The 12961-nt window shown below is 70.5% G+C and carries 17 protein-coding genes; 9 read left to right on the top strand and 8 right to left on the bottom strand.

Annotation, left to right across the window (positions count from 1 at the left end; genetic code table 11):
- The first annotated feature begins 14 nt into the window (after positions 1-14).
- The 3 genes from AC3A3J_RS00720 to AC3A3J_RS00730 all read left to right on the top strand — a co-directional run bounded on the left by AC3A3J_RS00720 (position 15) and on the right by AC3A3J_RS00730 (position 1148).
- Positions 15-290, top strand: coding sequence for a helix-turn-helix domain-containing protein (locus AC3A3J_RS00720; RefSeq protein ID WP_487670473.1), 276 nt, complete (start codon positions 15-17; stop codon positions 288-290).
- A 166-nt stretch (positions 291-456) separates the two neighbouring features.
- A complete protein-coding gene (locus tag AC3A3J_RS00725; RefSeq protein WP_487670438.1) occupies positions 457-945 on the top strand; it encodes a DUF2975 domain-containing protein in 489 nt (162 codons plus the stop codon).
- Positions 945-1148, top strand: coding sequence for a helix-turn-helix domain-containing protein (locus AC3A3J_RS00730; protein WP_314648809.1), 204 nt, complete (start codon positions 945-947; stop codon positions 1146-1148). Before AC3A3J_RS00725 ends, AC3A3J_RS00730 begins: the two co-directional genes overlap by 1 nt.
- A 94-nt stretch (positions 1149-1242) precedes the next feature.
- Here AC3A3J_RS00730 and AC3A3J_RS00735 read toward each other — a convergent pair whose 3' ends face one another.
- Positions 1243-1611, bottom strand: coding sequence for a VOC family protein (locus AC3A3J_RS00735; RefSeq protein ID WP_487670439.1), 369 nt, complete (start codon positions 1609-1611; stop codon positions 1243-1245).
- A 69-nt stretch (positions 1612-1680) separates the two neighbouring features.
- Here AC3A3J_RS00735 and AC3A3J_RS00740 point away from each other — a divergent pair, with 69 nt between their 5' ends.
- The 6 genes from AC3A3J_RS00740 (at position 1681) to AC3A3J_RS00765 (ending at position 8467) form a co-directional block, all read left to right on the top strand.
- Positions 1681-2124: a MarR family winged helix-turn-helix transcriptional regulator gene (locus AC3A3J_RS00740; protein ID WP_487670440.1), complete on the top strand. Its 444-nt coding sequence runs from the start codon at positions 1681-1683 to the stop codon at positions 2122-2124.
- 161 nt (positions 2125-2285) lie between these two features.
- Positions 2286-3359: an extracellular solute-binding protein gene (locus AC3A3J_RS00745; protein ID WP_487670441.1), complete on the top strand. Its 1074-nt coding sequence runs from the start codon at positions 2286-2288 to the stop codon at positions 3357-3359.
- A gap of 46 nt (positions 3360-3405) precedes the next feature.
- On the top strand, positions 3406-4434 hold the full coding sequence (locus AC3A3J_RS00750) for an ABC transporter ATP-binding protein (RefSeq protein WP_487670442.1): 1029 nt from the start codon (positions 3406-3408) through the stop codon (positions 4432-4434).
- Between the two features lies 1 nt (position 4435).
- Positions 4436-6337, top strand: a complete 1902-nt coding sequence (locus AC3A3J_RS00755) for an ABC transporter permease (protein WP_487670443.1) — start codon at positions 4436-4438, stop codon at positions 6335-6337.
- Positions 6334-7506, top strand: a complete 1173-nt coding sequence (locus AC3A3J_RS00760) for a LacI family DNA-binding transcriptional regulator (RefSeq protein WP_487670444.1) — start codon at positions 6334-6336, stop codon at positions 7504-7506. Before AC3A3J_RS00755 ends, AC3A3J_RS00760 begins: the two co-directional genes overlap by 4 nt.
- Before the next feature lie 46 nt (positions 7507-7552).
- Positions 7553-8467: a metallophosphoesterase gene (locus tag AC3A3J_RS00765; protein ID WP_487670445.1), complete on the top strand. Its 915-nt coding sequence runs from the start codon at positions 7553-7555 to the stop codon at positions 8465-8467.
- Positions 8468-8498: 31 nt separating this feature from the next.
- On the opposite strand, the gene AC3A3J_RS00770 is transcribed toward AC3A3J_RS00765, so the two are convergent.
- From AC3A3J_RS00770 to AC3A3J_RS00800, 7 genes are all read right to left on the bottom strand, one after another.
- Positions 8499-8822: a hypothetical protein gene (locus tag AC3A3J_RS00770; protein WP_487670446.1), complete on the bottom strand. Its 324-nt coding sequence runs from the start codon at positions 8820-8822 to the stop codon at positions 8499-8501.
- A 234-nt stretch (positions 8823-9056) separates the two neighbouring features.
- Entirely contained in the window at positions 9057-9926 is an 870-nt protein-coding gene (panB, locus tag AC3A3J_RS00775; protein WP_487670447.1) for a 3-methyl-2-oxobutanoate hydroxymethyltransferase, read from the bottom strand.
- Positions 9923-10306 carry an aspartate 1-decarboxylase gene (panD, locus tag AC3A3J_RS00780; protein WP_487670448.1) on the bottom strand — a complete coding sequence of 128 codons (384 nt, stop codon included), beginning with the start codon at positions 10304-10306 and terminating at the stop codon, positions 9923-9925. The genes panB and panD overlap by 4 nt, the downstream gene beginning before the upstream one ends.
- Before the next feature lie 13 nt (positions 10307-10319).
- On the bottom strand, positions 10320-11153 hold the full coding sequence (gene panC, locus AC3A3J_RS00785) for a pantoate--beta-alanine ligase (protein WP_487670449.1): 834 nt from the start codon (positions 11151-11153) through the stop codon (positions 10320-10322).
- The gene (locus tag AC3A3J_RS00790) at positions 11150-11905 is read right to left on the bottom strand and encodes a DUF2520 domain-containing protein (RefSeq protein ID WP_487670450.1); all 756 of its coding nucleotides are present in this window, start codon (positions 11903-11905) and stop codon (positions 11150-11152) included. Before AC3A3J_RS00790 ends, panC begins: the two co-directional genes overlap by 4 nt.
- A 165-nt stretch (positions 11906-12070) precedes the next feature.
- Positions 12071-12586: a hypothetical protein gene (locus AC3A3J_RS00795; RefSeq protein WP_487670451.1), complete on the bottom strand. Its 516-nt coding sequence runs from the start codon at positions 12584-12586 to the stop codon at positions 12071-12073.
- Positions 12587-12596: 10 nt separating this feature from the next.
- Complete coding sequence (locus AC3A3J_RS00800) at positions 12597-12848, bottom strand: hypothetical protein (protein WP_487670452.1); 252 nt, start codon at positions 12846-12848, stop codon at positions 12597-12599.
- Positions 12849-12961: the final 113 nt, after the last annotated feature.

Raw genomic sequence — 12961 nt, forward strand, 5'->3', positions numbered from 1 at the left:
AGAATGGGCGCATGATGGTTCGGATGCCCCTCACGCCCGCCGAGGTCGCCCGCGGCGAGCGCCTCGGCTCCGTGCTGCGCCGGGCCCGCGGTGAGCGGTCGATGCTCGCCGTCGCCCTCGACGCCGGCGTCTCGCCCGAGACTCTGCGCAAGATCGAGTCGGGCCGCGTGGCGACCCCAGCCTTCTCGACGATCGCGGCGATCTGCGGCGTGCTCCACCTCTCGCTCGACGCACTCTGGGCCGAGGTCGACACGACCTCCCCTTCCGCCCCCGCCTCTCGCGCCTCCTGAGCCCGCGCGCTCTCCCCTCCCTGGTCGTCCTTCGCCGCGAGGGGTCACAACACGCCGTATCCGCACCCCCGCACGCGGCACTCCCTGCCCCTCCGCGAACGAAGAGATCGACAGATCGAACGATTAACGATAGATTGCTGTCGTTGCTCGACGAGAGGCGAGAGCCGTGAACACACCCACCATCACCGCCCTCCGCGTCGTCATCGCGATCGCCCTCGCGGGCTCGGTCGTGGTGCAGATCGCGGGGGCATCCGTCGTCTGGAACGACCTCGACACCACCCCGCTCCCCGGCCGTCTCGCCCTGGTGGCGTTCCTGATCGCGGGCGTGGCGACCCTCCAGCTCTTCGCGGTCGGCGTGTGGATGCTGCTGACGAAGGTGCGGCGCGGTTCGATCTTCTCCGCCACCTCGTTCCGCTGGGTGAATGTCATCATCGCCGCGATCGCCGCAGCATCCGTTCTGATGCTCGCCCTCGGCGCGGCACTCGCCCCCGGCGATACCGCGCCGGGCATGGTCGCGCTCATCGGCGGAGTCGGCGTCGTGCTCGCCGGCATGGCGCTGCTGGTCGTCGTGATGAAGGCGCTCCTGCGGCAGGCGATCGCCCGTGATGCCGAGGCGACGGCGTTGCGGTCAGAGCTCGACGACGAGGTCATCTGATGCCCGTCGTCGTCGACATCGACGTGATGATGGCCCGCCGCAAGATCGGCGTGGGCGAGCTCGCCGAACGCATCGGCATCACCCCCACCAACCTCGCCGTGCTCAAGAACGGCCGAGCGAAAGCCGTGCGCTTCACGACCCTCGACGCCCTGTGCACCGCACTCGACTGCCAGCCCGGAGACATCCTCCGCTGGGAGCCCTAACCCCGCCCCACCCCGGCAGCCCGTCGCGGGATCGATATGGCAGCTCCACGGCTGCTGGAACCTGCCATATCAATCCCGCACGCGAGGCGCGGACTCAGGCGCGGGAGTGGAGGGTGACGGCGTAGCCGTCGGGGTCGAGGAAGGTGAACTGCAGCCCGAACGGACCCTCGGTCGGTTCCTGCACGATGCGGGCCCCCGCCTCGACCAGCCGGGCATGGCGTTCAGCCGTGTTCCCGTCGTGGAACCAGACGCCCACGCCGGCGCCGAGCTGTGCGATCGCATCGAGGTCGACGCCGGGCAGGGGGCCGCGCACGGCGAAGGCCGCGCCCGAACCTGCGGAGAACACGGCGGCGGCCGGGTTGCCCGGCACGCGGGTGAGCCCGACGACCTGTTCGTAGAAGACGGCGGATGCGTCGACATCGCGCACCTGGAAGGAGATGAAGTCGGGGCCGGACGTGGTCATGAATGCTCCTCGGGTTGGATCGATGTCAACATACTGACATGCATCGAACTCGTATGTCAAACTGTTGACATGACGGATCCGGCAACCCGCACGCCCGCCGAGCACCTGGGCATCCTCATCAAGCAGACGCAGGCTCTGCTGCACCAGCGCATGGACGAGGCGCTGCGCCCGCTCGGCCTCACGGTGCCTCAGTACGTGTGCCTGCAGACCCTCCACGACAGCCCGGGCATCACGGGATCGGAGCTGGCCCGCCGCACCTTCGTCTCTCGACAGTCGATGAACGTGCTCGTGCAAGGCCTCGAGCGGCGCGGACTCGTGGAGCGGTCCGAGGCACCCGGGGCGCGTCGCGAGCGCGACACCGCACTCACCCGCGAGGCGACCTCACTCGTGCGGGATGCGCGCCGCACGGTCGCCGCAGTGGTCGACGGGGTGGCCGACGCCCTCGGCCCGGACCGCGTGGATGACCTCCTCCACGAGCTCGCCGCCGCACGCGACGCGCTCGCCTCCCCCTGAGCAAGACGTTCACCCGGTCGCTCCCGCCCGTTCATCCGCGCCGCCTACCTTGAGTGCGGACGCGCGACCGCGCTCATGAAACAGAACAATCTTTGTGCCTTCATCACAAAAGCCGGGTAGAGTCAGACCCGACACAGCTCGAAGGCGAGAAAGGGACGAACATGGTCGACATGCGGAAGAGGCGCTGGTCTCTCATCGGGATCACGGCGGCAGCGGCGATCGCTCTCACCGGATGCACCGGCGGCGGAGAAGACACCGCGGGCGGAGGCGAAGGCGGCGGCTCGGGCGACACCCTGATCGTCTACACGAACTCCAACAGCGACGGCCGCGGCGAGTGGATCACCGAGAAGGCCAAGGAAGCCGGCATCGACATCGAGATCGTGGGCCTGGGCGGCGCCGACCTCACCAACCGCATCATCGCCGAGAAGAACAACCCCGTCGGCGACGTGGTCTTCGGTCTCAACAACATGTTCTTCGAGCAGCTCAAGAGCGAAGACGCCATCACCGCCTACGAGCCCGAGTGGGCCGGCGAGGTCCCGGCCGACGCCGGCGACCCGGCCGACGGCGCGTTCTGGCCGCTCGTCGAGCAGGCCATCGTCACGGTCTACGACGAGACCCGCATCACGGATGCCCCGTCCGACGAAGAGGACCTCTGGACCGAGGAGTACGCCGGCCGCTACGAGGTCAACCCCGCGCTCGGCCAGGCCACCCCGCAGCTCGTGCTCGCGAGCATCCTCACCCGCTACCTCGACGAGGACGGCGACCTGGGCGTGAGCGACGAGGGCTGGGAGAAGGTCGAGGCGTACTACGCCAACGGCTCCCCCGCCGTCGAGGGCACCGACCTGTACGCCCGCATCTCGCGCGACGAGGTCGACTACGGCGTCATCCCGTCGAGCGGCATCGAGGCGCGCGACGCCGAGTACGGCACCACCACCGGCATGATCGTGCCCGAGTACGGCGTGCCCTACGTGACGGAGCAGATCGCGCAGATCAACGGCACGGGCAACGAGGAGAAGGCGCAGGAGTTCATCGACTGGTTCGGCAGCGCCGAGGTGCAGGGCGAGTTCGCCGCCGAGTTCAACGCGATGCCGGTGAACGAGAACGCGGTCGAGAAGGCCAACCCCGAGGTCGTCGAGCTCATGGAGACCCTGCCCCGGCAGGACATCGACTTCGGCTTCGTGAGCGAGAACCTCGGATCGTGGGTCGAGAAGGTCACCCTCGAGTACATCGGCTGATCCGCCGGCGAGACCGCACAAGAACCACGGCAGAAGGAACAACGCCATGATCCGTTTCGACGACGTCGAGGTCGCCTTCGGCGATCACCGTGCGGTCTCGCACCTGAACCTGGAGATCCGGGAGGGTGAGTTCTTCACCCTCCTGGGTCCCTCCGGGTGCGGCAAGACCACCGCCCTGCGTTCGCTCGCAGGATTCATCGAGCCCACTGGCGGGCGCATCTTCATCGACGGGCGCGACGTCACGCGCGTGCCGAGCGAGAAGCGCGGCGTGGGCATGGTCTTCCAGAACTACGCGCTGTTCCCCAGCATGGACGTGCGCGACAACATCGCCTTCGGCCTCACGGTGCAGAAGGGTGCGCAGAAGCTCTCGAAGGCCGACCAGCGCCGCCGCGTCGACGAGGTCGCCGACCGCACCGGCCTCGCCTCGTCGCAGCTCGACAAGAACGTCTCGGAGCTGTCGGGCGGGCAGCAGCAGCGCGTCGCCATCGCCCGCGCGCTCGCGCTGACGCCGAGCATCCTGCTGCTCGACGAGCCGCTGTCGAACCTCGACGCCAAGCTGCGGGTGCAGCTGCGCGAGCAGCTCAAGGAGCTGCAGCACGAGGTCGGCGTGACCACGGTGTACGTCACGCACGACCAGGAGGAGGCGCTCACCCTCAGCGACCGCATCGCCGTGCTCGACGCCGGCACGCTGCAGCAGGTGGGCACTCCGGAAGACATCTACGACCGCAGCGCGACCCCGTTCGTGTGCCGGTTCATCGGCGAGAACAACCGCCTCACGCCGGCGCAGCTCACCGGCCTCGGCGCCGGGCTCGACGCGACGGCCGAGAGCTACGTGCGGCCCGAGAAGCTGGCCCTCGCGTCGGCGGATGCTCCGACCACCGCCCCGGCGACGCTCGAGGGTCGTGTGGCCGAGCGCACCTACCACGGCAGCCACAGCGTCTACACGGTGACCGCCGCGGACGCCCCGCTGCGCGTGAGCGTTCCGGCGGCCGCGAGCGCCCGTGCCTGGGAGCCCGGTGACGCGGTGCAGGTCGGCGTCGACCCGCGGTGGATCCTGCAGTACCCGGCGGCGTGACATGAGCGACGACCAGAACCGCCCGCACGCGTCGGATGCCGACGGCGGCACGACCGCCGGCCGCCCCGTCCCCCCGCCCTCTGCGGCGATGACCGACACCCCCGGCGCTCTCACCGCCACCGCCGTCGACGTCGAGGAGGCCGCCGAGGGGCGCCCGTCGCCGTCGCGCGGTCGCCGCGGCAGCATCCGCTCGATGCTCCGCTCGCCGCTCGCCTGGGTGACCGGCGTCGTCGTCATCTGGTTCGCCGCCGCGTTCCTCGTGCTGCCCAACACGGCGCTGCTGGGCACGACGTTCTTCCCCGACGGGCAGTTCAGTCTGCGGGCGATCGAGAAGCTGCTCGGCAGCGAGCGCGCGCTGAAGACGCTGGGCAACAGCTTCCTGCTGGCGATCACCCTGTCGATCACGGTCAACGTGGTGGGCGTGTTCATCGTGCTCGTCACGCAGTACTTCAAGGTGCGGGGTGCGAAGCTGCTGTGGCTGGGGTACGCCACCACCCTCATCTACGGCGGCATCGTGCTCGCCGCGGGCTACAACTTCATCTACGGCAAGTTCGGGTTCGTCACGAACCTGCTCGTGAACATCAACCCCGACATGAACCGCGACTGGTTCTCGGGCTACTTCGCGGTCGTGTTCGTGATGACGTTCGCGACGACCACGAACCACATGCTGTTCCTCTCGTCGTCGCTCGCGAAGGTCGACTACGCCTCGATCGAGGCGGCGAAGCTCATGGGAGCATCCACCTGGACGATCCTGCGGCGCATCGTGCTGCCGGTCATGAAGCCCATGCTGCTCGCCGTCACGGTGCTCACGTTCCTCATCGGGCTCGGCGCGCTCACCGCCCCGCTCGTGCTCGGCGGTCCCGACTTCCAGACCGTGGCGCCGCTCATCATCGACCTCTCGCGCAGCCCCATCACGCGCGACATCGCGGCCCTGCTCGCGATCGTGCTCGGTGTCGCGACCATCATCCTGCTCGCCATCATGAACCGCGCCGAGAAGTCGGGCGTGTACTTCTCGGTCGCCAAGGTCGCGACGCCGATCCAGAAGCAGCAGATCCGCAACCCGTTCGCGAACCTCGCGGTGCACGTGGTCGCGTACCTGCTGTGGGTGATCTACCTGATCCCCGTGGTGCTCATCGTGATCTTCTCGTTCGTCGATGCGCGCAGCATCCTGGCCGGGTCGATCACGTTCGACAGCTTCACGCTCGACAACTACGTGACCGTTTTCTCGAGCGCCGAGGCGCTGCGGCCGTTCATCGTGAGCGTCGTCTACAGCGCGCTCGCGTCGATCATCGTCGTCGGCGGACTGCTGTTCGTCGCGCGCATGCTGCAGCAGCACCGCAACGTGCTCACCACGGCGATCGAGTACGTGCTGCACATCCCGTGGATCCTGCCGATCGTGCTCATCGCGCTCGCGCTCGTCATGGCGTTCGACCGTCCGCAGGGCATCGTCGGCGGCATCGTGCTGACCGGCACGCCCGTGCTGCTGCTGATCGCGTACATCAGCGTGAAGATCCCGTTCACGCTGCGTCTGCTCAAGGCCGGGTTCGCGTCGGTGCCCGATTCGCTGGAAGACGCCTCGCGTATTCTCGGGGCGAAGTCGCTCACCACGTTCCGCCGGGTGCTCATCCCGCTGGTGCTGCCGACGGCCGCGGCGATCACGGCGCTCAACTTCAACAGCCTGCTCGACGACTACGACGCGGCGATCTTCCTGTACCACCCGCTGTACAAGCCGCTGGGTGTCGCGATCCAGGAGAGCACCCGCGGCGAGAACAACCTCGACGCGATGCCGATCACGTTCGTCTACACCGTGCTGCTCATGATCATCATGGGTGTCACCATGTATCTCGTGTACGGACGAGGATCGCGCGCCGGAGGGCCTCGCAAGCGGAGAAATCGCGCATGACGGGGGCTGAAGACACCGCGCCGGAGACGGTCGCGGAGGGGGACGGGACGGATGCCGCGGCTGGGGAGCCGCGGACGACGGACGCGGCGCAGGAGGGTGCACGCCGCGCCGACGCCGGCCGCTCCGGGACAGCCGCGGGGGGTGCGGGCGCGACCCGCGACGCGGCGACCCCGGCGCTGCGCGTCACGATCAGTGACGTCGCGGCTGCGGCCGGTGTCTCCCGCGCGACGGCCACACGTGCGCTGAAAGGCGAGGGGCGGTTCGCCCCCGAGACGCAGACGAAGATCCTCGACGCGGCCGAGCGGTTGGGGTACGTGCGCAACACCGTGGCCGCCGAGCTCGCCGCGGGGCGCACCGACACCGTCGGCCTCATGCTGCGCGATGCGAGCAACCCCGCGTACGGTCTGCTCTTCTCCCGCTTGCAAGACGAAGCGCACCGCCGCGGCCTCGACCTCGTGACCGTCACGATCGGCGCCGACGAGCAGGGTGCGAAGCAGGTCGGCGCGCTCGACCGCCTGCTCGGCATGCGCGTCGCGGGGCTCATCGTCGCGACCGGCGGCATCGGATCGGCGCAGCTCGAGCGCTTCGCCGACCAGGTGCCGATCCTCCGCGCCGGACGCATCGAGGAGTCGGGGCGCATCCATTCGGCGCACTACGACGACCCGGCGCATGGGCGGATGCTCGCCGCGCACGTCGCCGCGCTCGGTCACACGCGCGTGGTGGTGCTGGCCGGAAGCGCCGACGCCTCGTACACCGAGCACCTGCGCGCGCTCGCGATGCGCGAGACGCTGGTGTCGGCGGGGGTCGCCGTGACCATGCTGTCGGTCGGCGCCGCACCGTCCGACGGGGTCGGCGAGGCCCTGAAGGCGGTGCAGGCCGGGGCTACCGCGGTGCTGTGCGCCTCCGACTACCGACAGCTCGCCGTGATGCGCGCCGCCCGAGCGGCGGGGCTGAGCGTGCCCGGCGATGTGAGCGTCACGGGCTGCGACGGCATCCTGCCCGGTGCCGATCTGCTCGGTCTCACCACTGTGCGCATCCCGGTCGAGAAGGTGGCCGAGGCCGCCGTCGAGACCATGCAGCGGTTGCTCTCGGGCGACACCGAGGGCGAGCCCGTGCGTCGTGGCTTCTCGGGATCGCTGGTGGAGGGAACCACCGCCGCCGCCGTCTGACCTTCGCCGTTTTCCCGTTGTGCCCGTTCGCTGACCAGGAAGAGACATGATCCTCACCGAACACCCCCGCCCGTCGCACACCTTCGTGCACATCTCCGACACGCACCTGCCCGGTGAACGCGCTCCGCTGTACGGCAGCGGGACGGATGCCGACGCCAACCTGTCGCTCATGCTCACGCGCCTCGTCGAATCGGGCCTGCGGCCGGACGCGCTGCTGATGACGGGCGACATGGCCGATCGGGGCGACGCATCGTCGTACCGGCGTCTGCGCGCGCTCGTCGAGCCGGCCGCCGAGGCCCTCGGCTGCGAGGTCGTGTGGGCTGCGGGCAATCACGACTCGCGCGCCGAGATGCGGGCCGAGTTGGCTCTGGGGGCCGCGGCCGCCGGGTCGACCGACGACGTCGATGCCGCGGATGCCCCGATCACCCAGGTGCGCTGGTTCGGCGGGCTGCGCGTCATCGTGGCCGACTCGAACGTTCCGGGGTCGCACTGGGGCGAGATGACCGCGGCGCAGCTGTCGTGGCTCGCCGACGAACTCGCGACCCCCGCGCCCGACGGCACGCTGCTGCTCATGCACCACCCGCCGCTGCCGACCGTGCTCGACCTCGCCGTGACGGTCGAGCTGCGCGATCAGCCCGCGCTGGCCGCGGTGCTGCGCGGATCGGACGTGCGGGGCATCCTCTCGGGGCACGTGCACCACCCGTCGTTCGGCACGTTCGTCGGCATCCCCGTGGCCGTGGCGTCGTCGAGCGCGTACGGGCAGGACCTCGCGCAGCCCGTCGGCGCGACCCGCGGGCAGGACGCGGCGCAGGGCTACAACCTCGTGCACGTGTACACCGACTCGGTCGTGCACTCGGTCGTGTCGCTCGAACGCGGCGCGACGGTCGGCGAGCCGGTGGCTGCCGACGACGCCGCCCGCCGCATCGCGGGCGTGGGGATCGGCTGGCGCGAGCGCGCCTGACGCGCGAGCGGGTGTGCGCGAGCGCGCCGGGTCAGGGCAGTGCGGACTGGATCTGCCCGACCAGCTTCTCGAGGGCCTTGCGGTTCTTCGCGCCGTCCATGAGCGCCGGCGGACGGTTGTGGTGCACGTTCAGAGACATGTGCACGTCCGACCCGGCAGCAGCGGGCGTGATCGTCGCGCGCCCGAGGAGCTCCCAGTTGAGCATGGTCTTGCGGGTCTGGAAGTCGATCACCGCCCCATCGGGGCTCTGGCCGAGCACCGTCGCCTTGTTGTCGGCGAGCACGCGCTGGATCACGCCGGCCGTGGTCGGGGCATCCGCCCTCGAGTGGAAAGTGGTGGTGGCTTCGGATGACATCGCGGTCCCTCCCCTGATCGTGGTCGCCCCCAGACTAGCGAAAGCGCTCTCGCCGGTATACCAACGCCCCGCTCGCTCCCACTCGCCCCGGCGCCGCCTCGACCCCCGGCTCCGGTCGCACGAACGGCTGCTCTCAGCCCCCCAGAACGACCACTCGTGCGACCGGAACGGCCCGCGAGTGCGCGAAGCAGACACTCGCGCGACGGGAACGGATCGGAACGTGGAGCCACCGCGTCAGCGGTCGGCGAGCAGCTCCGCGAGACGCGCGGCCTCGGCGGCGGGCATCCCGTACGTGTGCTCGGGCGCGGGGTACGCGCCCGACCGCACCTCGCTCGCATACGCCGCGACACCCGCCACCGCCGCCGCGCGCAGGTCGGCGTAGCGCTTCACGAACTTCGCGGCGGGGCCCTCGGTGAGGCCGAGCAGGTCGTGGAAGACGAGCACCTGGCCGTCGGCATCCGATCCCGCGCCGATCCCGATGACCGGCACGTCGATCCGCGCACGCAGCGCCCGGGTGACCTCGGCCGGCACCGCCTCGACCACCAGCAACGACACCCCCGCGTCTTGCAGGGCGATCGCATCGTCGATGAGCGCGACCGCGGCCTCGGCCGATCTTCCCTGCGCGCGGTATCCGCCGAGGGCCGTCGCAGTCTGCGGGGTGAGCCCGACGTGCCCGACGACGGGGATGCCCGCCGCGACGAGGGCCCGCGCCCGATCGACGCTCGTGCCGCCCCGCTCGATCTTCACGAGATCGACGCCCGCCTCCTTCACGAAGCGCTGCGCGGTCGCGAGCGCGAGGGCGTCGGATGCCTCGTACGCGCCGAACGGCAGGTCGCCGACGAGCAGCGGGCCGTCGAGTCCGCGGCGCACCGCGCGCGTCAGCATGAGCATCTCGTCGACCGTGATCGGCACGGTGCTGTCGTAGCCGAGCACCGTCATCGCGGCCGAATCCCCGACGAGCACGAGGTCGACGCCGGCCTCCTCGGCGATGCGCGCGCCCGGGTGGTCGTACGCGGTGACCATCACGAGCGGCTCGCCCGCGCGCTTCTTCGCGACGAGGTCGCCGAGGGTCACGCGCGGGCGCGAGGCAGGGTGCGCGCTCATCGCGCGACCAGCTCGCCGACCGCGTCGTCGACGCGCACGATCTCGTTGGCCCGGTCGACGTGCACCACGGTCGGGGTGTAGTCGGCGAGGTCGGCCGCGGAGTACTCGGCGTAAGAGATGACGATGATCGTGTCACCCGGCTGCACGAGCCGCGCCGCCGCGCCGTTGACCTGCATCACCCGCGACCCGCGCTCGCCCAGCAGCGTGTAGGTGACGAAGCGCTGGCCGTTGTCGACGTCGACCACGTGCACCTGCTCGTGCGGCAGGATGTCGGCGGCCTCAAGCAGGTCGGGGTCGATCGTGATCGAGCCGACGTACGACAGGTCGCTGCCGGTGACCGTCGCCCGATGGATCTTGGACTTCAACATGGTGCGTCGCATCAGGCGTCGCCTTTCAGGAGGAGGTTGTCGAGGGCCGGGCAGCGCCGACGCGGGCCGCGACGAGCAGCAGCGCGTCTCGATCGACCCGCTCGACGGCGGCGAGCGTGTCGGCGTCGCGGAGTTCGAGGTATTCGGGGTCGATGCCGGCCTCCGCGAGCACCGCCAGGGCGGACGAACGGATGCCCTCGGCATCCCGCACCCCGTCGCGGTGCACGGCTGCGGCCGCGTCGAGGGCGCGGTGCAGGGCGGTCGCGCGGACACGCGCATCCGCGTCGAGATAGACGTTGCGCGAGCTCATCGCGAGGCCGTCGGGTTCGCGCACGATCGGGCACGGCTCGATGCGCACATCGAGGTTCAGGTCGCGCACGACCCGCTGCACGACGAGCACCTGCTGCGCGTCTTTGCGGCCGAAGTAGGCGACGTCGGGGCGCACGATGCCGAACAGCTTCGTCACCACCGTGGCGACACCGTCGAAGTGGCCGGGGCGGCTCGCACCGTCGAGCACCTCGGTGATGCCTGCGACGTGGATGCTCGTCGCGAAGCCGTCGGGGTAGATCTCGGCGGGCTCGGGGGCGAAGAGCACGTCGACGCCCTCGGCCTCGGCGAGCGCCGCGTCGCGCTGCTCGTCGCGGGGGTAGGTGCTGAGGTCTTCGTTCGCCGCGAACTGCGTCGGATTGACGAACAGCGACACGACGACGAGCCTGTTCTCGGCCCGGGCACGGCGCATGAGCGACAGGTGTCCGTCATGGAACGCGCCCATCGTGGGGACGAGGCCGACGCGGTGGCCGCGCTGCTTCGCGTCGTCGACGGCGGCACGCATCTCGGCGATCGTGCGGGCGATCCTCATGCGCGTCCTTTCGAGTGCGGGGTGGGGACGGGGGTGGTCGCGGCGAGCTCTCGGGTCGCGTCGGCGAGGGCGTCGAACGGTGAGCCGAGACCGGCGGCGGATGCGGCGGCGCGCTGCCGCTCGACGGTGGCGGTGTCGCCGCGGGCGATGGGTCCGGTCAAGGCGGAGGCGGCGCCGTCGGCGACCCAGTTGTCGACCGTGCGGCGCACGAGCGGGGCGAGGTGCACGCGGTCGAGGCCCGCCTCGCGTCCCAGGCGCTCGGCCGCGTCGAGCACAGTGAGCACGAAGTTCGAGGCGAACGACGCGGCCGCGTGGTACTCGGCGCGGTGGACGTCGTCGATCTCGAACGGCTCGGCGCCGAGGGTGCGGGCGAGACCGATCGCGATCGCGAGGGCCTGCGGGGTGCGTGCGCTCACGGCGACGCCCAGCCCGTGGAACACGTCGGGTGCCTCGTCGCCCGTGAAGGTCTGCAGCGGATGCAGCCCGAAGTCGACGTCGGTCAGCGGCGTCGCGCCCGACAGGTGTCCGACGAGCGGCGCGTGCCTTCGAGCTCGGCGCGCGGCATCCGCGATCTGCGCATCGGGCACCGCGAGCAGCGCGATGTCGGCCTGCGGGAGGTCGCCGTCGCGGCCGACGGGGCCGAGGGCGACGACGGATGCGGCGGCGAGCGCTCGGGCGAGCACCGCCCCGAGTCGGCCGGCACCGACGACGAGCACGCGCGCGGGAGGCGTGGGAGGGGAGGTCTGGGTCATGAGGAACCCGCGCCGAGGACGGCGGCACGGTGCGTCGAGTATCCGACGGCGAGGGCATCCGTGTCCAATGCCGGGATCAAATTGCCACTTTCTCAGTCCAAGCAGTGGTCAATCTGGGTACACGAAGATAGATCAGGTTGTCATCGTGATCCCGGCGTCCCGCCGTCAGGCCGCCGCGTTCTTCTCGATCGCGTACCACTCCCCCATACCGGCGAGGCTGCCCGGGTCGACCCCGTACCGGCCGGTGAAGACGATCTGGATGAAGGACTCGTCCAGGTCGGCACCCGCGGGTTCCTCGGGGAGCGGGGCGCCCGATGCGGTTCGCACCGGCTCCTGCGCCTCGTCGTCGAGATCGGCTTCGACCGTGAGCGTCCGATCGACGCCGTCGCCGACGACGGTGAGCTCGTAGGTCGAGACGCTGTCCCAGACCGTGGCGAAAGCGCACTCGGTCGCACCGAGGCGCCGTGCGAGACGCGTGTCGATTCCCCGCGGCGTCTTCATCGGGGCGCTGGCGACCACGACGGCCGGACGCCCGCCCACGTCGATCGCGGCGACGGTCGCGTCAGGGGACTGCCACGGACCCTCGACCCGATCCTCGACGGCGTATCGGTCGGAGATGGCCGCGGCGAAGGCGTCGATCGTGACACCCGTGAAGAGAGCAATGTCGTAACGAGAACCCATGGCCGACACCCTACGGCGTCGTGCGCGCGCCCCGCTTCCGCTTCTCACCGCGCGGCACCCACCTCCACTGCAGCGCGGGACCGTCGATCTGCGTCACGCGAAAGCGGCGGGCGCACGCCGTGCACTCGACCTCGAAGGTCATCGACCACCCCGGCTCGCTCGTCGAGACGATGCGCACACGGCCGGCGCGCTCCTCGTCGTGCGGGTCGGTGCGGTCGCTGTCGGGGTACTGGTCGCACGGGCATCCGCTGGTCGTCGACATCGTGCCCCTCTCGTGCGCCTGTTCTCCAGCATGCCGCGAACCCGACCGAGCGAGCGCCCGCCGCCCCGACACGCGACGAAGCCCCGACGCTGCCTGCGCCGGGGCTTCGTGGG

It is taken from the genome of Microbacterium sp. Soil_N32 (assembly GCF_057655505.1).